The 19,559-nt window shown below is 74.9% G+C and carries 19 protein-coding genes; 8 read left to right on the forward strand and 11 right to left on the reverse strand.

All coding sequences use genetic code 11. The annotated features are described in order from the left end of the window. Positions 1-138: 138 nt before the first annotated feature. The gene (locus tag ACZ6X9_RS05730) at positions 139-375 is read right to left on the reverse strand and encodes a hypothetical protein (RefSeq protein WP_469776671.1); all 237 of its coding nucleotides are present in this window, start codon (positions 373-375) and stop codon (positions 139-141) included. A gap of 119 nt (positions 376-494) precedes the next feature. Continuing rightward, the gene (locus ACZ6X9_RS05735; protein ID WP_469776672.1) at positions 495-1,406 is read right to left on the reverse strand and encodes a hypothetical protein; all 912 of its coding nucleotides are present in this window, start codon (positions 1,404-1,406) and stop codon (positions 495-497) included. A gap of 129 nt (positions 1,407-1,535) precedes the next feature. On the opposite strand from ACZ6X9_RS05735, the gene ACZ6X9_RS05740 reads away from it, so the two are divergent. From ACZ6X9_RS05740 to ACZ6X9_RS05750, 3 genes are all read left to right on the forward strand, one after another. Next, positions 1,536-2,084, forward strand: coding sequence for a hypothetical protein (locus ACZ6X9_RS05740; protein WP_469776673.1), 549 nt, complete (start codon positions 1,536-1,538; stop codon positions 2,082-2,084). A 344-nt stretch (positions 2,085-2,428) separates the two neighbouring features. Beyond that, the gene (locus ACZ6X9_RS05745) at positions 2,429-3,931 is read left to right on the forward strand and encodes an MFS transporter (RefSeq protein WP_469776674.1); all 1,503 of its coding nucleotides are present in this window, start codon (positions 2,429-2,431) and stop codon (positions 3,929-3,931) included. Positions 3,932-4,188: 257 nt separating this feature from the next. Next, entirely contained in the window at positions 4,189-4,827 is a 639-nt protein-coding gene (locus ACZ6X9_RS05750) for an HNH endonuclease family protein (protein ID WP_469776675.1), read from the forward strand. A gap of 67 nt (positions 4,828-4,894) precedes the next feature. Here the strand turns inward: ACZ6X9_RS05750 and ACZ6X9_RS05755 are convergent, their stop codons facing one another. Continuing rightward, positions 4,895-6,058 carry a PucR family transcriptional regulator gene (locus tag ACZ6X9_RS05755; protein WP_469776676.1) on the reverse strand — a complete coding sequence of 388 codons (1,164 nt, stop codon included), beginning with the start codon at positions 6,056-6,058 and terminating at the stop codon, positions 4,895-4,897. Positions 6,059-6,180: 122 nt separating this feature from the next. Between ACZ6X9_RS05755 and ACZ6X9_RS05760 the strand changes: the two genes are divergently transcribed. The 4 genes from ACZ6X9_RS05760 to ACZ6X9_RS05775 all read left to right on the forward strand — a co-directional run bounded on the left by ACZ6X9_RS05760 (position 6,181) and on the right by ACZ6X9_RS05775 (position 9,942). Then, on the forward strand, positions 6,181-7,356 hold the full coding sequence (locus ACZ6X9_RS05760) for a lactate 2-monooxygenase (protein WP_469776677.1): 1,176 nt from the start codon (positions 6,181-6,183) through the stop codon (positions 7,354-7,356). Further along, positions 7,353-8,327 carry a 2-hydroxyacid dehydrogenase gene (locus ACZ6X9_RS05765; RefSeq protein ID WP_469776678.1) on the forward strand — a complete coding sequence of 325 codons (975 nt, stop codon included), beginning with the start codon at positions 7,353-7,355 and terminating at the stop codon, positions 8,325-8,327. Before ACZ6X9_RS05760 ends, ACZ6X9_RS05765 begins: the two co-directional genes overlap by 4 nt. A gap of 29 nt (positions 8,328-8,356) precedes the next feature. After that, the gene (locus ACZ6X9_RS05770; RefSeq protein ID WP_469776679.1) at positions 8,357-9,172 is read left to right on the forward strand and encodes a PLL family lectin; all 816 of its coding nucleotides are present in this window, start codon (positions 8,357-8,359) and stop codon (positions 9,170-9,172) included. 197 nt (positions 9,173-9,369) lie between these two features. Beyond that, positions 9,370-9,942, forward strand: a complete 573-nt coding sequence (locus ACZ6X9_RS05775; protein WP_469776680.1) for a class I SAM-dependent methyltransferase — start codon at positions 9,370-9,372, stop codon at positions 9,940-9,942. Positions 9,943-10,048: 106 nt separating this feature from the next. Here the strand turns inward: ACZ6X9_RS05775 and ACZ6X9_RS05780 are convergent, their stop codons facing one another. From ACZ6X9_RS05780 to ACZ6X9_RS05805, 6 genes are all read right to left on the reverse strand, one after another. Next, complete coding sequence (locus tag ACZ6X9_RS05780; protein ID WP_469776681.1) at positions 10,049-10,501, reverse strand: GNAT family N-acetyltransferase; 453 nt, start codon at positions 10,499-10,501, stop codon at positions 10,049-10,051. A gap of 176 nt (positions 10,502-10,677) precedes the next feature. Further along, positions 10,678-11,322: a TetR/AcrR family transcriptional regulator gene (locus tag ACZ6X9_RS05785; protein ID WP_469776682.1), complete on the reverse strand. Its 645-nt coding sequence runs from the start codon at positions 11,320-11,322 to the stop codon at positions 10,678-10,680. Positions 11,323-11,377: 55 nt separating this feature from the next. After that, the gene (locus ACZ6X9_RS05790) at positions 11,378-12,202 is read right to left on the reverse strand and encodes a DNA-formamidopyrimidine glycosylase family protein (protein WP_469776683.1); all 825 of its coding nucleotides are present in this window, start codon (positions 12,200-12,202) and stop codon (positions 11,378-11,380) included. A 27-nt stretch (positions 12,203-12,229) separates the two neighbouring features. Then, positions 12,230-12,481: a hypothetical protein gene (locus tag ACZ6X9_RS05795; protein ID WP_469776684.1), complete on the reverse strand. Its 252-nt coding sequence runs from the start codon at positions 12,479-12,481 to the stop codon at positions 12,230-12,232. A 77-nt stretch (positions 12,482-12,558) separates the two neighbouring features. Next, positions 12,559-13,404 carry an RNA polymerase sigma-70 factor gene (locus ACZ6X9_RS05800; RefSeq protein ID WP_469776685.1) on the reverse strand — a complete coding sequence of 282 codons (846 nt, stop codon included), beginning with the start codon at positions 13,402-13,404 and terminating at the stop codon, positions 12,559-12,561. A 262-nt stretch (positions 13,405-13,666) separates the two neighbouring features. Then, positions 13,667-14,464: a maleylpyruvate isomerase family mycothiol-dependent enzyme gene (locus ACZ6X9_RS05805; protein WP_469776686.1), complete on the reverse strand. Its 798-nt coding sequence runs from the start codon at positions 14,462-14,464 to the stop codon at positions 13,667-13,669. 266 nt (positions 14,465-14,730) lie between these two features. Here ACZ6X9_RS05805 and ACZ6X9_RS05810 point away from each other — a divergent pair, with 266 nt between their 5' ends. Further along, the gene (locus ACZ6X9_RS05810; RefSeq protein WP_469776687.1) at positions 14,731-15,156 is read left to right on the forward strand and encodes an ester cyclase; all 426 of its coding nucleotides are present in this window, start codon (positions 14,731-14,733) and stop codon (positions 15,154-15,156) included. On the opposite strand, the gene ACZ6X9_RS05815 is transcribed toward ACZ6X9_RS05810, so the two are convergent. Together ACZ6X9_RS05815 and ACZ6X9_RS05820 are read right to left on the reverse strand one after the other, a co-directional pair. Further along, positions 15,153-17,507 (reverse strand): Orn/Lys/Arg family decarboxylase, encoded by a 2,355-nt coding sequence (locus ACZ6X9_RS05815; protein WP_469776688.1) that lies wholly within the window; start codon positions 17,505-17,507, stop codon positions 15,153-15,155. The two genes, ACZ6X9_RS05810 and ACZ6X9_RS05815, sit on opposite strands and share 4 nt — an antisense overlap. A gap of 313 nt (positions 17,508-17,820) precedes the next feature. After that, on the reverse strand, positions 17,821-19,224 hold the full coding sequence (locus tag ACZ6X9_RS05820) for an erythromycin esterase family protein (protein ID WP_469776689.1): 1,404 nt from the start codon (positions 19,222-19,224) through the stop codon (positions 17,821-17,823). Between the last annotated feature and the right edge of the window lie 335 nt (positions 19,225-19,559).

The following is a 19,559-nucleotide window of genomic DNA, read 5'->3' on the forward strand; positions in this document are numbered from 1 at the left end:
AGTACCTGGCGCTATTTTTCGGGTACCTGCGGGGGGCGTCGCCGTCCGCTGACCGGCCCCCCTCCCCGGGGGGGGCGACCGGTTCACCCCGGGGGGGGGGGCCCCGCCCGACACCCCCGGACCCCCCCCGCCGACGGCTCACACCCGGTCCACGATGCCCACCTTCCCGGCCTCCCGTGCGCAGTGGGCGCCGCAGTACCACTGCCCGCCGGCCTCCACGCCCTGCCCGATCACCTGGACCCGGCAGTGTTCGCAGATCGGGGCCATGCGGTGGATGGCGCAGGAGAAGGAGTCGAAGACGTGCCGGGCGCCGTCCTGGGTCTCGACGTAGAACGCCATGTCGTAGTCGTTGCCGCAAACTTCGCATCGTGCCATGCGCCGCATGCTCCGGAGTGCGGCGGACGCTGGCAAGCGCCCGCCGGGCGCGTCGAACGGGCTGTACCCGCCCGGCGGATCGGCGGGCCGCGCGGAGTCGCCCCGCTACGCCGGGCGGCTCACAGCTCCAGCCGGTACCGGTACCACCGGCCGGTCCGCCGCAGACCCGCCCCGCCCAGGGCCCCGGCGGTGACCGGGTCTCCGTGTTCCTGGACCTCCAGCAGGGCGGTGCCCGGGTGGTCGCGGCGCAGTCGGGCGACGAGTTCGGCGAGGAGCCCGGTGACGGCGGCGGCATCGGCCGCGGCGCTCCGGAAGACGACGTCGACCAGCGCTTCCGTACCGGAGATCACGGCTGTGAGCTGGGCGGACGTCCGGCCGTCGGCGGTGAGCAGGTCCAGGGTCAGGTGCGGCAGCGGCGGCAGGTCGCGCAGGACCTCGGCGGCGTCGCGCGGGGTGTAGGGGCGGCCGGTGACCTCGGAGTAGAGGCGGGCGTGGTCCGCGAGCAGGCCTGCGGCGACCGGGACGGTGACCTGACGCACCGTCACCGGCGGGGCTCCGGCGGGCCGGCGCAGGCCGGCGAACGGGACGGTCCAGCGGCCGCCCGGTTCCTCGGTGGCGCGGGCGCCCAGGTCCGCGGCGACGCCTTCCGCGTCGGGGCCGGTCCACTCCAGGGCCGCCAGTCCGGCCGCCGCCGCCCGGCGGGCCGCGCCGCGCAGCAGGCGGTCCGCCGTCTCCCGCTCCTCGCCGGTCGGGCCGCGCCGGGCGGGGATGCCGGCGGTGAGGCGTTCGCGCTCCCGGGAGACCAGCAGCCACTGGACGTCGGCGGCGTCGGCGGCGCCGTTTCGGGCCGCCGGCGGGTACACCTCGGCCCAGCCGAGCAGGCCGCCGTCGGAGCGGCGGGCGACGACGGTCCACGCCGGGCGCTCGGCGCGGGCCAGGTCGGGGAGGGGAACCGGCAGCCCGGCGTAGAGCTCCTCGTACAGGCGGACGTCACCGTCCGCCGCGTCCTGGTACTCGACCGTGATGCCCACGCTGTGCTCTTCCGCTCGTGCCGGGGTACGGGCCCGGCGGCACCCGCACTCGAACTATTGTGCTTGACGCCCCGCCCGCCTCCGGGCCGGGCCGGCCCCACGACAGCCCGTACCCCCGAAAGGACCCCCGTGCGCCGCCTCCCCGCCGCCGTGACCGCCGCCCTCCTCGCCCTGGCCCTGCCGGCCGTGGGCGCGACCGCCGCGGAGGCCCGGCCGGTCGCGGCTCCGCCGGCCGCCCGGCAGGCCGTGCCCGCGGAGCCCGTCCGGATCACCGAGGGGCAGGTGCGCGAGGCCGCCCCGGGCACGCCGCTGCTGTACCCGAGCGTGACGAGCTGCCTGACGGTGACCGTCCGGCTCGCCGGCGGCGGGCTGGCGGGGGCCCACGCCAGCCTGTTCCAGGTGCCCGGCCGACTGCGCTCGGACGCGATCCTGCCCGCGCTGCGGGCCCGCGTCGGCGCCCGGCCCGTGCGGTCCGTGGAGGTCAGGGGCGCGCTCGGCGCCTGGCACCCCGGCTACCTGACCAAGGCGATCGAGGCCTACGGCCCGGGCGAGGAGGTCCCGGTGCCCGCGGGCCCCGACGCCGAGGGCGTCGCGCGGGCCGTGGCCCGGGCGCTGGGGCAGCCGCGCACGGTCGTCACGGTCGAGGACGTACCGGACGGCGACCTGACCGTCCGGTGACACCATCCGTCCCACCCGCCCGGTGCCCCCGGCGGGAACCGCGCGGACGCCGCTCCGGCGCCCGGGCGGCCGGGCTTCGGGTGGGCCGGCGGCCCGGATTGAGGGACACTGGACGGACCGGTCCCTCCCGGACCGGGGTCCGGAACGCTGCCGCGTCCCCCGGGCGAGCCCCTTCTCACCACGCACGTTCCATACCTCACCCGCTCACGCGGCATTCGCCGCGTGGGCCCCGTGAGCCTCACGCGACCCAGGCCTCCGGGTGTGCCGCCGACCGCCCGGGGCAGACGCCGGGACGTCCGGCCGGGAGCGCGGGGTTTCCGGCCGAGCTGTCCGGGAGGTGCGTCATGGCAACGGTCGAACAACGTTCCGACGGCGCGGGGGGTGACACGGGGACGGTGACCACGTCCGTCCCGGCGCGGCTGGACCGGCTGCCGTGGTCACGGTGGCACTGGATGGTGGTGATCGGCCTCGGCACGGTGTGGATACTCGACGGCCTGGAAGTGACCGTCGTCGGCAACATCGCCTCCCGCCTGTCCGAGCACGGCAGCGGCCTCGACATCTCCTCCGCCCAGGTGACCGGCCTCGCCGCGGCGCTGTACGTGGCGGGCGCCTGTGTGGGCGCCCTTTTCTTCGGCTGGCTGACCGACCGGCTGGGCCGCAAGAAACTCTTCATGCTGACGCTCGCGGTGTACCTGGCCGCGACCGCGCTGACCGGGCTGTCCTTCGAATCCTGGTGGTTCTTCCTCTTCCGCTTCCTCACCGGCTGCGGCATCGGCGGCGAGTACGCCGCCATCAACTCCGCCGTGGACGAGCTCATCCCTGCCCCGTACCGCGGCCGTGTCGACCTCATCATCAACGGCAGTTTCTGGATCGGGGCCGTGGGCGGGTCGCTGCTGTCGGTCCTCATGCTCGACACCGCCCTGTTCCCGGCCTGGCTCGGCTGGCGGCTCACCTTCGGTCTCGGTGTGGTCCTCGGCCTGGTGATCCTGCTGGTCCGCCGGAACGTCCCGGAGTCGCCGCGCTGGCTGTTCATCCACGGCCGCGGCGAGGAGGCGGAGGAGCTCGTCGGCTCCATCGAACGGCAGGTCGCCGCCGACACGGGCCGCCCCTGCGAACCGGTGGACCGGAAGATCACCATCCATCGACGGGGCAGCGTCGGCTTCCTGACCATCGCGCGGACCGTCTTCCGCGACTACCCCCGCCGGTCCGCGCTGGGCCTGGCCCTCTTCATCGGCCAGGCCTTCCTCTACAACGCGATCACCTTCGGCTTCGGTTCGATCCTCACCGACTTCTTCTCCGTGCCGTCCGGTCACACGGGTTACTACTTCGCGGTCATCGCCTTCGTGAACTTCCTCGGTCCGCTGCTGCTGGGACGCCTCTTCGACACCGTCGGCCGGCGGCCGATGATCACGGGTACGTACGTGCTGAGCGGCCTGCTCCTGTTCGGCACCGCCTGGCTGTTCGGCCGGGGTTCGCTGACGGCGGCCACGATGACGGCCTGCTGGTGCGCGGTGCTGTTCTTCGCCTCGGCCGGTGCCAGCAGCGCCTATCTGACGGTGAGCGAGATCTTCCCGATGGAGACGCGCGCGCTGGCCATCGCCTTCTTCTACGCCGTCGGCACGGCCGCGGGCGGCATCACCGGCCCGCTGCTGTTCGCCAAGCTGACCGGGTCCGGGGTGGTCGGGGACACGGTGCTGGCGTTCCAAATCGGCGCCGCCCTGATGACGGCCGCGGGGGTGGTCGCGGGCTTCCTCGCCCTGCCCGCCGAGCGCCGTTCGCTGGAGGACATCGCCACCCCGCTCACGGCGGCGAGCGCGGACACGGGCGCCCCGACCGGCACCCCCTGACGCCCCGTCACGGCCGGTGAACCGGCCGGACACCGGGACCGGGCCCGCACGCACACCACCGCGTGCGGGCCTTTCGCATGCCTCGGACTCCGCACCCTTCCCCCGCGGATCCGGTTTTCGAGAGTGAGATCACGCTCAGAACACTTGTTTTGACATGCGCACGCCGCCATTGTGTTGCCCGGCACTCACCCCCCGGACACCCCGTGCCACGAGCCTGATCCGCGATTCCCTCCACCCACCTCTCGGGAGCGTCACGCATGCGTCTCTACGCGCGTCGAATATCCGTCGCCGCCGGCCTCGCCGCCCTGGCCGGCGCGATCGTCCTCAACGGGCCCAGCGCCCAGGCCGCACCGCCCGCCCCGGCGGACGCCGCCACCGCGCGCTCCTACCTGGACGCGCTCACCGTCCGTCCGGAGGGCACCCTGGACGGTTACAGCAGAGCCCAGTTCCCGCACTGGATCACCCAGCACGGACAGTGCAACACCCGCGAGGTCGTGCTCCAGCGCGACGGTCAGAACGTCGAGCAGGACGCCAAGTGCGCGGCCGTCGGGGGCACCTGGTACTCCCCCTACGACGGCGCCACCTGGCACGACGCGGCCGACATCGACATCGACCACGTCGTCCCGCTCGCCGAGGCGTGGCGCTCGGGCGCCGACAAGTGGACGAAGGCCGAGCGCCAGGGCTACGCCAACGACCTCAAGAGCCCCCAGCTCATCGCCGTGACCGACCGCGTCAACCAGGCGAAGGGCGACAAGGACCCGGCGAAGTGGATGCCCTCGCGCGCCGACTACGCCTGTACGTACGTGCGCATGTGGGTCACCGTCAAGCACGACTACAAGCTGACCGTGGACAGCGCCGAGAAGAACAAGCTGGCCGCCGTCCTCAAGGGCTGCTGACCCGCTCCCCTTCCCCGTCCCCGGGCCCGGCCCCCGCGCGCGAGCGGGCGGCCGGGCCCGGGCGCGTTCAGCCCGCCGGCGGGCCGGCCACCGTCCGCGCGATGTCGAGGGTGAGCCGCTGCCAGGGCTCGCGCGGGTCACGGCCGGTGAGTTCGCGGATCCGGCGCAGCCGGTAGCGCAGGGACTGCGGGTGCAGCCGCAGGCCGCGGGCGGCGGCGGTGGCGGAGCCCGTGTCGAGGTAGGCGGTGAGGGCCTCCAGCAGGTGCCGCTGGGCGGGCCGGGCGAGCGGGCCGAGGACCAGCCGGCCGATGTGCTCCGCGTCCGTGGCGGGATGCCCGGCGAGCAGCGCGAGGACGTGCGCGTCCGCGTCGGTGAGGATCCGGCCGGGGCGGTGGGCGTGCTCCGGCGCGGTGGCGAGGGCACCGGTGGCGAGGCGGTGGGCGACGGCGATGCGGTCCAGGCCCTCGCCGGTGATCGCGCAGCCGCGCAGGCCGCGTTCCCGCAGCGCCGCCGGGGCGGCCCCGGCGGCGTCCGCCGGGAGGAGCAGCACCGCGCGCGGCCCCTGCGCGGTGGCCAGCGGGGTGCCGGCGGCCGGGCCGGTGAGCGCGGTGAGCAGTTCCCCGGGGTCCGCCGGGTGGTCGTCCGCGCCCGGTCCGACGACCAGCAGGCAGTAGGGGTAGGGCAGTTCGACGCCGAGCCGGGCCGCCCGGTCGGTCACCGCGCCCACCGAGGCGTGCCGGCCGGCGATCAGGTCGTCCAGCAGCAGGCGCAGGGCCTGCGCGCGGTCGCCCGCCAGCCGGTCGCTGGCGGCGGTGTAGGAGCCGGCCATCACCTCGCACAGGGTGTCGAGGGTGGTGAGGAGTTGCCGGGTGAGCGCGAAGGCGTCCGCGGCGGCGGACGGCGTGGCCCGGGCCGCGATCTCGTCCACGAGCACGGCGGCGGCGACCCGGTACGCGCGCAGTACGGCCGGCAGGGGGCGGCCGTCCGCCGCCCGCGCCGCCGCGATGCCGCGGAAGCGCCGCAGGTCGGCGGGGCCGATGTCGCCGTCGACGGTCCACAGGTGCAGGAAGCGCTCCAGCGCCCAGGCCGCTATGGCCCGGACCTCCCCGCGGCGCCCGTCGTCGAGGTCCGCGTAGGCGGGGACGCGTTCGTGCACCGCGTCGACGACGGCCTCGACGACGCGGGGGTCGGCGACCAGCTCCCGGCGGATCCGCTCGCGTTCGTTCGTCACCCCGTGATGGTCGCAGCACTCACCCCGTGCGCACCACCGTGGACGGGGCACGTCACCGCCGTGAGGATCGCAGCGACGCAGCGGAACGCAGTGGTTCCACGGACGGGAGGCGGGACGGACCCATGACCACCACGCCGCGCTGGGCGGACTACCAGTACGAGATCTACCTGAACGGCCTGTCGGGGGCGGTGCCCCGGCTGCCCGCCGACCCGAGCCAACTGGAGGAGCTGGTCGAACGGCGGCTCGGCGCGGGCCCGGCCGGGTACATGATCGGCGCCGCGGGCACCGGGAGCACCGCCCGCGCCAACCGGGCCGCCCTCGACAGATGGCGGATCGTGCCGCGGATGCTGCGGGACGTGGCCGAACGCGACCTGTCCGCCGAGCTGTTCGGCCACCGGCTGCCGGCGCCGCTCGCGCTGGCGCCGGTCGGCATCCTGCGAATCGCGCACCCGGACGCCGAGCCGGCCGCGGCCCGTGCCGCCGCCGCGCTCGGTGTCCCGTACATCCTGTCGTCGGCGTCCAGCACGCCGATGGAGCGGGTCGCCGAGGCGATGGGCGACGCGCAGCGGTGGTTCCAGCTCTACTGGCCGAAGGACCGCGAGGTGGCCCGGAGCTTCCTGTCCCGGGCCCGGGCGGCGGGCTACACGGCCCTGTTCGTCACCCTCGACACGCCGCTGCTGTCCTGGCGCCCCCGCGATCTGGACCAGGCGTACCTGCCGTTCCTGCACGGGGTGGGCACCGCCAACTACTTCAGCGACCCGGCGTTCCGGGCCGGGCTGGCCAAGCCCGTGGAGGAGGACCGCGAGGCGGCGGTCCGGCACTTCCTCGGGATGTTCTCCGACGCCGGGAAGAGCTGGCCGGACCTGGCGTTCCTGCGGGAGCACTGGGACGGGCCGATCGTGCTCAAGGGCGTGCTGCACCCGGACGACGCGCGGGCCGCCGCCGACGCGGGCATGGACGGCGTCGTCGTCTCCAACCACGGCGGCCGGCAGGTGGCGGGCGCGGTGGCCGCCGCCGATGCCCTGCCGGGGGTGGCGGCCGCGGTCGGCGACCGGCTGACGGTGCTGTTCGACAGCGGGATACGCACGGGCGACGACGTGTTCAAGGCGCTGGCGCTGGGCGCGCGGGCGGTGCTGCTGGGCCGGCCGTACGTGTACGGGCTGGCGCTCGACGGACAGGCGGGCGTGGACCACGTCCTCCGCTGCCTGCTCGCCGAGCTCGATCTCACCCTGGCCCTGTCCGGACACGCGGACCCCGTCTCGCCGGGCCCCGCCGACCTGGTCCGGGAGGCGTTGTGAGCGGGCTCGGGAACGTCCTGGCCGTCGTCTCCCCGCACGTCGGCGGCCGGGCGGCCGGCGCGGCCCTCGCGGGTCTCTTCCCGGAGCGGGCCCGGGTCACCGTCGTGGAGACGGCCGACGAGGACCCCGCCGCGCTCCGCGAGGCCCATGCCGTCATCACCGGTCTCGGGCCGGTGACGGCCGCCCACTTCGCCGCCGCGCCCGCCCTGAAGCTCGTCCAGTGCGCCAGTCACGGCTACGACTACGTGGACCTCGACGCGGCCCGCGCCCGCTCGATCCCCGTCTGCACCATCGGCTCCAGCGGCGCGGAACGGCAGAACGTCGCCGAGCAGACGTTCGCCCTGATGCTGGCCCTGGCGAAACGGCTGGTGCCGGCGCACACCGCGCTCGCCGAGGGCGACTGGGCGCTGCCGCGCCTCCAGTCGTCGATCACCGAACTGTCCGGGAAGACGCTGGGCATCGTGGGCCTGGGCACCATCGGCACCGAAGTGGCCCGCCGGGCGGCCGCGTTCGACATGCGGATCGTCTACAGCGGCCCTGAGGCGGCCCCGCCGGAGACCGAGGCCCGGCTCGGCGCCCGCCGCGTCGGCCTGGAGGAGCTGCTCCGCACCTCCGACTACGTCACCCTGCACGCGCCGCTCACCGACGCCACCCGGCACCTGCTGAACGCCGAGCGGCTGGCGCTGCTCAAGCCCACCGCGTTCGTCGTCAACACGGCCCGCGGCGCCCTGATCGACCAGGAGGCGCTCGCCGACGCGCTGGAGGCGGGCTCGCCGGCCGGCGCCGGGCTGGACGTCTTCGACCCGGAGCCGCCCCCGGCGTCGCTGCGGCTGCTGCGCTCCCCCCACGTGGTCCTCTCCCCGCACGTCGCGGGCGTCACCCGGGAGACGCTGGTGCGCATCGCGCTCGCCGCCGTGCAGAACGTTCTGGAGTACTTCGAGGGCAAGCCGCCGCGGGACGTGGTCTCCTGAAGTCCCCTTCCAAGACCGGAGGTTCCGCCATGCACCGAAGAACAGCCCATCGCGGCCGCTTACACCGCGCCCTGCTGTGCGGCGTCCTGGCGCTGCTGCCCGCGTTCGCGGGCGGCGTCGCCGCGGCACCGTCCGCAACCGCCGGGACCTTGGCGCAGGCGTGCGGCACGGACACCACGGCCCTCGGCCGGCCCGACCGGCCCGTGGCCGGGACACTGGTGTCGGCCGTCCGCGCCGACGGCAGGACGGAGCAGTTCCAGCAGTTCTACGACACCTCGTCGATGGGCGGGCTGCCCTTCGTCTGGCACCGGTCCCAGGACCGGCCGGGCGGCGCGTACGGCGGCTGGGAGCGGGTGAGCGCGACGCCCGTCGGCCCCAAGCTGTACGAAGTGGACGCGGCGGAGAACGCCGTCGGCGGGCTGGAAGTGTTCTTCTCCTCCTACGGCGGCTTCTGCCACACGGTGCTGCGCGCGCCCGGTGGTGAGTGGCCCCCGGCGGAAAGCTTCGAGCTGGCGCCGCCTCCGTACCACGGCGGTCTCACCCTCTTCAAGGACCGTGACGGACGGCTGCACGCCTTCGCCGCGAGCCGGTCCACCGGCGCGGCCATCGAGATGCGCAGGCAGTACTTGAGCCCCGAGGACGCATGGAGCCAAATGGGCTCCACGGAACGGGTGCCGGAGAGCGACGTGGGGCTGAGCGCACCCTCCGTCACCCAGCTCCCCGACGGCCGGCTACGGCTGGTCGCCCGGGAGTGGAACCGCGACCGCTACTGGACGGTCACCGAGCGGGAACGTTTCCCGGCCTGGGAGCCGTGGCGGCTGTGCGCGGACGCGAGCTGCTCCTGACGACTCGTCGGGTTCCGGCCGAACTCCCCCGCCCCGGACGGCCGCCGTGCGGCGCGCACGGACGGGACGAGGCGGGGGAACCCGGGCCGAAACGGGCGCGCGGCCTCCGCCGCACGGACCCGGGCGGTGGCGGATACCGGCCGGGGGCCCGCCCCGCGCGGGTAGGCGGCGCCCGCCGGTCGCCCTAGCCTCCCCTCATGGCGATGAACCGTTTCCACCGCTTCTACTGCCGGTCACGGCGGTGGGCCCGCACCGTCGAGGAACAGGTGCTGCCGTGGACGCTGCACGGCGTGCCGCTCGGTTCCGACGCCCTGGAGATCGGCCCCGGTTACGGCGTGACGACGGACGGGCTGCTGCGCCGGGTGGACCGGCTGACGCTCGCCGAGGTGGACCCGGCCGCCGTCGAACGGTTACGGCGCCGCTTCGGCGGCCGGGCCGAGGTCGTCCACGCGGACGGCGCCGAACTGCCGCTGCCGGACGGGCGGTTCGACGCGGTCACGTGCTTCACGATGCTGCACCACGTCCCCTCGCCCGAACGCCAGGACCGGCTGTTCGCCGAGGCGCGGCGGGTGCTGCGGCCGGGCGGGGTCTTCGCGGGCTGCGACTCACTGGACGGGAGCGCCTTCCGCCTCGTCCACCGGGGCGATACCTGCGTGCCGGTCGAGCCGGACACACTGGCGGCCCGCCTCAGGGCGGCGGGATTCGACGAGGCCCAGGTCAGCCCCGGGAAGGGCAGGTTCCGCTTCCGGGCGTTCCGGGGCGGGGCGTGAGCCGGCGGCCGGACGTGCGGCCCGGACCCGGCCGTCGGTCATCCGCCCGGCGCGGCGGGCGGCACCCGTCGGTACGACGCCGGGGCCGCCCGCCGCAAGACGGCCGCTACAGGTAGCGGCTCAGGCACACCAGGTCGGGCTCGAAGCCCAGGTCCTGCCAGAACCGCTGCCCGGCACGGTCACCGGCGGGCGACAGAAAGCGCACCGTTCCGGCGCCCCGGGCCCGGAGCAGGCCGACGGCCGCCTCCGCGAGGGCCCGTTCCACGCCTTGGTCACGCCCTTCGGGCACGACGTACAGCGCGTCGATCTCGCCCAGGGTTCCGGGAAGCAGACCGTCGCCCGCGTCCGTCCGGCCGTTGACGAAGCCGGCGATCCGGTTCTCCTCCACTGCCACCAGGCAGAAGGCGTCCCGGTGCCACGCGGAGGCGGCGAGCATACGGGACAGGTTCCGCCGGGCGGGGGCGGCAAGCGGACCGCCGCTCTCGGCCTCCCGGCACATCCGGTCCCACAGCGCGCCGACCGCGTCTCCTTCGTCTTCGTGGATCCGCCTGATCTCCATCGGTCTTTCCTTCCGTTGCGTCCGGCTGAGGGCACGTGGAAACGGAAGGGCCGGCGGAGCGCGCGGCCAGGGGATCGCATGATGTCGTCTCTAGCGTCAACCCGGCATGAGGCTCATGGTGGTTGACGAGCGGGCGCGTCGCAAGCGGTTTTCCGCGGGACGGGCCGGGGAGCCGGTCAGTCCTCGCGGAAGCCGTCGCGGAGCAGGGAGAAGGCGTGGTCGGCGTCGGCGACCGCCTCGGGGTGGACGGCGTCGGCCGAGCGGCCCGCGACGATGCGCTCCCAGTTGGCCAGGGCGAGGATCCGCCGGGTGGCGACCAGTTGCCCGGCGAGCAACCGGGCGGTGATCTCCGGCCGTTCGGTCTCCAGGCTCTCGCGGAGGGCCTGGGCCAGGGTCTCCTCCTCGCGTGCGAGGTACTCGCCCATCCGGGCCACCAGGGTCGGCGTCGACCGCAGGAGGCCGTGGAAGGCGAGGACGTCCACGTTGTCACTGAGGCCGGTGATGGGGTCGCGGGCGTCCAGCCGGGCGCGGAAGTCGCGGTGCAGGGCCTCCAGGACGGCGGGGACGGAGGTGCCGGGCCCGCGTTCGCGGACCGTGGCGGCCGCCTCGTCCTGGTGGTCGGCGAACCGGTGGACGACCAGGTCCTCCTTGGTCGGGAAGTACCGGAACAGCGTCGGCTTCGAGACCTCGGCCTCCGCCGCGACGTCGGCCACCGACACCCGGTCGAAGCCGTGCTTGAGGAACAGCCTGATCGCCGTGTCGGAGATGGCCGCCCGCGTCCGCTGCTTCTTGCGCTCCCGCAGGCCCGTGGATCGGTCCATGCCGTCACCCTAACACGGGCGTTACCAAGGAACTGAACTGACCGAGTCCACTAGTTTACCCGGTTGCCCCCGGAGCGGTGTCGCCCTCCGGCCCCGGTCCGCCCTGGCAGCGCGGACACCAGTAGGTCGGCCGCTCCCGGCCGGGCTCTCCCTGGTCCGCGAGGCGGACCGGGCCGCCGCAGCGGCGGCAGGGGCGGCCGGCTCGGCCGTATACCCAGAGGCGGCGGTCCGGGTGGCTGTCGGCGGTGGTGATCCGGGCGGACCGGTCCTTGTTGACGTCCAGGAGCTTCTTCGCGAGGGCCGGCAGCCGGGCCGGCGACGGCACCCGCCCCATGGGCAGCCAGGGCGAGATTCGCAGCATGTAGCAGAGTTCGGACTTGAAGACGTTGCCGACGCCGGCGAGATTGCGCTGGTCGAGCAGCGCGTCGCCGACGGCCCGCCCGGGGTCGGCGAGGAGGCGGCGCAGCGCCTCCGCCGCGTCCCAGTCCGGGCCGAGGAGGTCCGGCCCGAGGTGGCCGACGACGGTGGACTCGTCGGCGGTGCGCAGGAGTTCCAGCACGGGGAGGCGGTATCCGACCGCCGTGTGGCGGTCGTTGGCGAGGACCGCGCGGACCTGGTGCTCGGGGCCGCCGCGCCGGCGCTCGCCGGCGGCGTACACCCGCCAGGAGCCCTCCATGCCGAGGTGCGAGTGGAGGGTGAGGCCGCCGTCCACCCGCAGCAGCAGGTGCTTGCCCCGCGACACCGCCTCGTGCACGTCCCGGCCGCCGAGGTCGGCCGTCGCCAGGGCGGGGACGCGCAGATCGCAGCGGGTCAGCGTGGTGCCCGCCAGGGCGCGGTGGAGGCGCCGCGCGGTCCGCCAGACGGTGTCGCCCTCGGGCATGCGGCGCCTCCCACGGTGTACGGTCCCTCAGTTCCGGGACAGCGGTGTCTTCAGGGACACCCGGCCGCTCACCTCCTCCGGCACGGTGTCCTCCACCCAGGATGCGGCCCGGCCCGCCGTGGCGTCACTGGTGGCGGCGAGGTGGGAGAGCCGCTGGGTGACGCCGGAGGTGGCGGGGGCGGGTGTGGCCGAGTGACCCTCGGCGGCCGACGCGGTGGTGGTCGCGGTGGCGAGGCCGCCGGAGAGGAGGAGGAGCGACCCGGCGGCGATGCGCGTCATGATGCGGTTGTTCATGCCGTGCCAACGAGCCACCGGGGACAAACGACACGAACGACGCGTGGCGGGCGTTCCGCCCCTCACTCCGCGTATCGGAGCTTGTCCGGATTCTGCACGGCGAAGAGGGCATGGATCCGGCCGTCGCGCACGTCGATCATGACGACCTGGTCGGCGCCGCGCACGGTCAGCCGGAGCGCGGGTTCGCCGTTGACCTCGACGAGCCGCTGCGCGGTGATCTCGTACTTGGACGCCAGGCCCAGGAGGAGCGCCGCCGCCTTGTCCCGGCCGAGGACCGGCCGCAGAGCCGAGCTGACCTTGCCGCCGCCGTCACTCCACACCGTCACGTCGGCGCTCAGCAGGTCCTTCAGCCCCGCCATGTCGCCGCCGGCCGCCGCTTCCAGGAACCGGGTGAGCAGCCGCTCGTGCTCCTCGCGCGACGGCCGCGGCCGGGGCCGGGCAGCGGTGAGATGGCCGAGGGCGCGGCGGTGGATCTGCCGGCAGGTCGCCGCGGAGGCGCCGACGACCTCGGCGATCCGCTCGTACGGCATCTCGAAGGCGTCGCGCAGCACGAACACCGCCCGCTCCGGCGGAGTGAGGCGTTCCATCATGTGGAGGGTGGCGTAGGAGAGGCTGTCGCGCAGCTCCGCCGTGTCCAGCGGGCCGGCCGCGTCGGTGGCGACGGGCTCCGGCAGCCACTCCCCCCGGTACGCCTCGCGGGTGACGCGGGCCGAGCGCAAATGGTCCAGGGCGAGGCGGGAGACGACCGTCGCGAGGAAGGCGCGCGGGTCGCGGACGGTCTCGCGGTCGGTGCCGGCCCAGCGCAGGTACGCCTCCTGCACCACGTCCTCGGCGTCCCACATGCTGCCCAGCATCCGGTAGGCGATTCCCACCAGCAGGGGCCGCTGCCCCTCGAACACGTCGTCCACTCGTCCCCCAGCTCCCGGCTCCGGCGCGCGGCCAGGATATCGGTCGGTCCGTACGGCCGTACGAGGCCCTGCGGTGTGGGACCGGACGTGCGCGGTTTCTCGGCCCGTCAGGGGGCGGTTGGGGTGCCCCGCTCCTCCCCCAGAGGGGCACCCCCACGTCACCGTTACCGCAGGAGGGCCCGCGCCCGGGAAAGCGGCTTCGCCGCTTGTCCTCGAACGCGGGACGGGCTGGATCAGCCCGCCCGGGGCACCCCTGAAGCGGTCACACCGTCGGTACCAGCGTCTCCCACCGCCCCAGGACCACCCGGTCGCCCTCCACTCCCGCGAGGTGGTCCGCGGGCATCCGACGCCAGAGGAAGAGCATCAGATCAGACGCGCTGCCCGACAGTTCGACGTCGCAGGCGCCGGGCCCCGCCACACACCGGACGGCGGCGCCGTCGAAGCGGACCGTCCAGCGCCCCTCTCCGTCGGTGCGGCGAAAGCCGAACCGCTCCCCGCCACCGGCCGGCGCCCGGCCACGGACGCGCCAGGCCGGAACGACCGTCCCGAGGAAGCGCCCGATCCCGTCCGCCGCGAGCGAGGCGTCGAGCGGCGCCGCCGCGCCGAGAGCGTTCTCCGCGTCCCACCGGTGCACGGCCGCCTCGAAGGTCTGCACCCACAGCCAGAACCCGATGGTGCGGTCCGCGGTCCAGCTCCACACCGTTTCGCCGGGGTCCCGCTCGGCGAAGAGCGCGGCGAGCGCACCGGCGCCCTCCGCGAACCAGTCGACGAGAGAAGCCAGCACCGGCCCCCGCGTCGGCGGGTGTTCGGGACCGGGCCGGCCCTGGAGGTCGGCGGGCAGACCGAGGAACGACGGGTCCGAGGGGTCGGGGGCGTCCGGCGACCGGTCGCGCACGACGCGGGCCACGTACCGGTGCACCCACCCCAGGTGGGCGGTCAGATCGGTGACCGTCCAGCCGGGGCAGGACGGAACGGGCGGCGCGTCCCCGGCACGGGCCGCGCGCCGGACGGCATCCTCGAACGCCCGTGCCTCGCGGCGGAAATGGGCTACGAGATCCATGCGCCGACCCTACCGCCGGCCCCGCCGGAGCACCGGTCGTTCCCCCGGGTACGCGGTGGCGCTGGCCGGGTATGCGGTGGCGCCGGACGGCGGCCCCCGCCCGGGTCCCGCGGACCGGCCGCCAGGGCGACACGGGGGGCGGCGATCCGGGTGAACGCCGCCGGCCGCGCGGCGCGCCGTGCCGCACGGCCGTTCCCGGGGGCGAGGCTGCCGGGAACGAGCGCCGCCGGCCCCGACGGTGTGCGCCGAGCGCGGAAGGCGGTCACGTGTCCCCGGAGGAGAACAAGAGGCTGGTGCGCCGGTTCTACGAGGAGATCGACAGGGGGAACCTCGACGCCATGGACGAGCTCGTGGCCGAGGACTACCGGGACCATTCACCACCGCCGTTCCCCGGCTTCGGCCCCGGCCGCGAAGGGCTCAAGGCGGTCTTCCGGCTGTTCTGGGAGAGCACGCCGGGCACCCACCGGATCGAGGATCAGATCGCCGAGGGCGACAAGGTCGTGACCCGGCTGACGGCCGAGGGGGTGCACAGCGGGGACCTGCCGGGCATCCCGGCCACCGGCCGCACGATCAGGATGACCGCGACCGTGATCCACCGGATCGAGGACGGCCGGCTGGCCGAGAAGTGGTCGGACAAGGACCTGCTGGGTTTCCTGCAGCAGTTGGGTGTCCTTCCCGGCGGCGCGGGCTAGTTCCGGTCCTCGCCGTCGCCGTCCCCCTCGTCGTCCGCGCGGAGGCAGGCGATGCCGTAGTCGCCCGTCTCCTCGTCCACCGTGACGCCGTGCGTCTCGCTGCGGAAGCCGGGGAAGGCCCGGTCGAAGGACTCCAGGGCGCGCAGGTAGCGCAGTAGCGGCCCGTCGGCGGCGCCGGTCGACTCGCCGGGCATCAGGACGGGGATGCCGGGCGGGGTGACGGTGACCATGGCGGCGGCGACGCGGCCGGCGGCGTCGGCGAGCCGTACCCGTTCCGTGCCGCCGCGGATGAGCCGCTGGTAGCACCATTGGGGCGGCGCGACGGGCTCGGGGAGTTCGCGGAAGGCCGTGTCGAGCAGGGTGACCAGGTCGGTGTCGCGCAGGTGCCGGTGCATGGAGTGGCACAGCTCGGTCAGGGTGGTGCCGGCGTAGCGGCGGGGGTGGCGGTCGAGGATGCCCGGCAGGACGCGGTCGAGGGGTGCCTCGGAGTCGTAGAGCGCCTTGAAGTCCATCAGGGCGTCGAGGAGCGTGCCCCACTTGCCCTTGGTGATCCCCATGGAGAAGAGGACGAGGGTGGTGTAGCTGTCGGTCTTCTCGACGACGATGCCCCGGGTGGCGAGGTAGGCGGTCAGGACGCGGGCGGGGATGCCGGTGTCGGCCCAGCGGCCGGTGGCGTCGATGCCCGGGCAGGTGAGGGTGACCTTGACCGGGTCGAGGAGGCAGTGCCCCTCGGTGAGGCCGGGGAAGCCGTGCCAGTCGGCGCCGGGTTCGAGTTCCCAGCAGGCGGGCTCGGTGCGCAGCAGGTCGGGTGGGGCGTCGGCGAAGTCGTGGCGGGCCCCGGTGTGGGGGTCGGTGACGGTGTCGGGCTGCCAGACGCCGAAGAACCAGTCGGGCCGGTCGCCCGCGGCCGTGATGCGCCGCCCGGTGCGGACGACGGCCTGCCGGAAGCGGACGGCCTCGGTGATCCCCTCGTCGATCAGCCAGCGGCCCTGGGGGCCGTCCATCATGCCGGCGGCCACGTCGAGCGAGGCGAGCGCGGGGTAGAGCGGCGAGGTGGTGCCGTGCATCATGAACGCCTCGTTGAACAGCTCGTGGTCCACGGGGGCCCGGGGCGCGTCCCGGACGTGGACCATGGCGCTCTGGGACAGCGCGGCGAGGAGCTTGTGCGTGGACTGGGTGGAGAAGACGGCGGGGCGGTCGGGGCCGGGGAACGTGTCGGGCCCGACGGACATGCCGTAGCGGCCGGCGTAGAGCGGGTGGAAGCGGGCGTAGGCGAACCAGGCCTCGTCGAAGTGGAGCCGGGGGGTGCTGGGCGCGAGCTGCCGGGCGACCCGGACGGCGTCGTAACACAGGCCGTCGTACGTCGAGTTGGTGATGACGGCGTATTCGGGGCGGGGGCTCGCGGCGTCGGCGGTGAGGGGGTTGCGGGCGACGCGGTCGGCCACGGCGTCCGCCTCCGTCTCGGCCGGGGGCACCGGTCCGGCGAGGCCGTAGCCGTTGCGGGTGGGGACGAGGTAGACGGGCCGGGCGCCGGAGAGGACGAGTCCGTGCAGGACGGACTTGTGGCAGTTGCGGTCGACGAGGGCGATCTCGTCGCGGGAGACGCAGAAGTGGCCGACCATGCGGTCGGCGGTGGAGTTGCCGTGGAGGACGAAGTACGTCCGGTCGGCGCCGAAGACGCGGGCGGCGTTGCGTTCGGCGTCCCCGATGGGGCCGGTGTGCTCGAAGAGGGAGCCGAGTTCCTCGACGGAGATGGACAGGTCGCTGCGGAGCAGCCGTTCCCCGTAGTGGTCGAAGAAGGCGCGTCCCACCGGTGACTTGAGGAATGCGACGCCCCCGGCGTGCGCCGGGGTGTGCCAGGAGTACTCGTGCGCGTCGTCGAAGCGGCGCAGCGCCTTGAAGAACGGCGGGAGCACCGCCTCCCGGTAGGCGCGGGCGGCGGCGGCGATCCGGCCGGCGATGAATCCGGGGGTGTCCTCCAGCGGCCAGACGTAGCCGACGACGCTCTCCGAGACCCACAGCGGCAGCCGGTCGAGGTCCTCGTCGGCCTCGTCCGTCAGGACCAGGAAGACCGGCAGGTCCTTGAAGCGCCGGCCGACGGTGCGGAGGACGGCCGCGCCGCCCGGCTCGTCCCCGGCGTGCTTGCCCGGGGCCAGGTCCCAGGAGACCACGGCGGCGGCGAGGCCCGCCTCGGTGCGCAGCACGGCGCGGGCGTCGGCCTCGGTGCCGGCCCAGCGCACCTCCAGCCCCTCTTCTTCCAGGGCGGCACGGATCCTGCGGAGCTGCTCGCCCTGCGCGCCCTGACCCCGCGGGTCCTGGTCGAGCGCGAACAGCACGGTGCCGACGGCCATCTCGTCCCCCTCGCACACGGTCCGCCCGGATCCCCGATCGGATCATCGGGTCGTCCTCCGGCCAGTGTGTCGCGCGGGACGGCGCGCGGCGGGTCCGATGCGTTCAAACCACCCGTGGGTGGGGACTCGCGGCAGCCCGGCCGCGCCCTGGGCACGGCCGAGCGCCGGGCGCGCCCTGGGCACGGCCGAGCGCCAGGCGCGCCAGGGTGCGCGGACGGGCGGTCGCTCAGGGGCATCCTGCGCGTCGGCGTGCGCGGGCGGCCGCGTCGGGGACGAGGCGCGCGACGGGCGCGGGCCGGGGGCGCGTCGGGGCTCAGCCGCCCTCCCCCGCCGGGAGCCGGTCGGAGGCCCGCACGGTGTGCAGGTGGATCAGCGCGTCGTAGTGGCGGGCCAGGGCGACCGGGTGCCGCGGCGCGGGGTAGGCGGTGCCGTAGTCGAGCGCCGGGCGCGGGGCGCGGAGCCAGTCGCGGGCCGGGGCGGGCGCCGTGCGCAGGTCGAGCAGGTAGTCGCGGTGGCGGACCCGGTCCAGGGTGTCCTCGTTGCCGCCGGGCGCGGCGGCAACGTCGAACCGCCGGACGTTGGCGTCCAGCATGGGGGCGTCGGCCCCGACGCCGTTGAACGTCCCGTGGTGGAAGGAGAGTCCGACGGAGACGTAGCGGGAGCCGAGCCGGTCGCGGAGGAAGGCGCCCTGGGTCTTGGGGTAGTTCGCCGGGTCGCCGCTGCGGTAGCCGATGTGGCCGTTGTGGGCGGAGAGCAGGACCTTGCCGCCGGTGTTCTCCTGCCACCAGGCGGTGTTGTCGGCCATCACCCCGTCGCGGTAGCGCATGGCCGCCGCGACGCCGTCCTGCCGCGTGAGGTCGAAGGCGTACTGGTCGGCGGTCTGCCGGATCGCGAGCGCGTTCCGCAGGGCCCACCGGTACGCCTCCCCTTCCGCCCGGCCGGCCCCCGGCCGCTGCCGGCGCAGCAGGTCGAGGGCGCGCGCGGCCCGCGCCGCCCGCTCCTGGCGTTCGGCGAGCGGCCGGGCGAGGTAGTCCCGCAGGTACGGACCGGCGGGCCCGGCCGGCCGCAGCCCCCGGTAGAGCGCGGTCAGTTCGGGCAGGGCGGCCGGGTGGGCGCGCCTGGCGTAGTCGAGCACGCGGTCGTAGAGATCCGGCCCGGCGTAGGCGACGTCGTCGCCCATGAAGCGGACGGGGTCACCGGGGTGGGCGAGGTTCCAGGAGCGCATCCACTGGATGAGCGAGAGGTACTCCCGGGTGTTCCAGAGGAGATAGGAGTCCTGGAAGTCCTCGCGCATGATCCGGCGCGGGTCGCCCTTCCCGTGCAACAGGTAGTCGTTCAGCCGGAGTCCGGTGCTCCAGGGCGCCTCCAGCGCGTAGGTGCGGAAGCCGCGCTCCCGCACCAGGTACCGGAACGCGCGCTGCTTGAGCGCGAAGAACTCGTGCGACCCGTGCGTGGCCTCCCCCATCCCCACCACACGCGCGTCCCCCACCACCCGGCCCAGCGCCCGCAGATCGCCGTCCGGCCCACCGGGTTCGGTGGTGCGCAGGGGGTGCGCGACCCGCTCGACCGCCCGTACGACGGCGTCGTCGGCGCGGTCGGCGGCGGTGACCCGCGTGGCGGGGGCGGTGGGTGCGCCGGCGAGGGCGGGCGTGGCGAGGGCGGTGCTCGCGCCCACGCAGAGGAGGATCGGGAGAGCGATGGTCCTGTGCCGTTTCATGCGTGCCAGCATGGGCGGCGGGGTGCGCCGGGGACCATGCGGAGCGCCTCCTTTCGCGGGTGGGGTTATCCCCACGCGGGCGGGTCGCGGCCGGACGTCCGCGCGGAGGGGAGACGACGGGACTCCGTCGCGGCGTGGGGTGGCGGCCCGGAGCACCCCCGTCCGGCCCCTGGGACAAGCCCCGTGAGGACCGGACCGCCGTCCGGCCCGTCCTCCCTTCGATGTACGTCCGTCCGGTCTTCGCGGACGATGCCCTTCCCACCCTCCGACCGCGATCGTGGATGCCGGATTTCCCACTCGGCCGGGTTCCCCATGCGGCCGAGTCCCCTGCTCGG

The sequence above is a fragment of the Streptomyces sp. NPDC052910 genome (genome assembly GCF_055585605.1).

Coding starts and splice junctions, on each gene's coding strand:
- ACZ6X9_RS05745 (WP_469776674.1), top strand. CDS start 2,429: ATGGCAACGGTCGAACAACGTTCCGACGGCGCGGGGGGTGACACGGGG.
- ACZ6X9_RS05750 (WP_469776675.1), top strand. CDS start 4,189: ATGCGTCTCTACGCGCGTCGAATATCCGTCGCCGCCGGCCTCGCCGCC.
- ACZ6X9_RS05785 (WP_469776682.1), bottom strand. CDS start 11,322: ATGGACCGATCCACGGGCCTGCGGGAGCGCAAGAAGCAGCGGACGCGG.
- ACZ6X9_RS05770 (WP_469776679.1), top strand. CDS start 8,357: ATGCACCGAAGAACAGCCCATCGCGGCCGCTTACACCGCGCCCTGCTG.
- ACZ6X9_RS05790 (WP_469776683.1), bottom strand. CDS start 12,202: ATGCCCGAGGGCGACACCGTCTGGCGGACCGCGCGGCGCCTCCACCGC.
- ACZ6X9_RS05820 (WP_469776689.1), bottom strand. CDS start 19,224: ATGAAACGGCACAGGACCATCGCTCTCCCGATCCTCCTCTGCGTGGGC.
- ACZ6X9_RS05805 (WP_469776686.1), bottom strand. CDS start 14,464: ATGGATCTCGTAGCCCATTTCCGCCGCGAGGCACGGGCGTTCGAGGAT.
- ACZ6X9_RS05795 (WP_469776684.1), bottom strand. CDS start 12,481: ATGACGCGCATCGCCGCCGGGTCGCTCCTCCTCCTCTCCGGCGGCCTC.
- ACZ6X9_RS05815 (WP_469776688.1), bottom strand. CDS start 17,507: ATGGCCGTCGGCACCGTGCTGTTCGCGCTCGACCAGGACCCGCGGGGT.
- ACZ6X9_RS05730 (WP_469776671.1), bottom strand. CDS start 375: ATGGCACGATGCGAAGTTTGCGGCAACGACTACGACATGGCGTTCTAC.
- ACZ6X9_RS05760 (WP_469776677.1), top strand. CDS start 6,181: ATGACCACCACGCCGCGCTGGGCGGACTACCAGTACGAGATCTACCTG.
- ACZ6X9_RS05775 (WP_469776680.1), top strand. CDS start 9,370: ATGGCGATGAACCGTTTCCACCGCTTCTACTGCCGGTCACGGCGGTGG.
- ACZ6X9_RS05780 (WP_469776681.1), bottom strand. CDS start 10,501: ATGGAGATCAGGCGGATCCACGAAGACGAAGGAGACGCGGTCGGCGCG.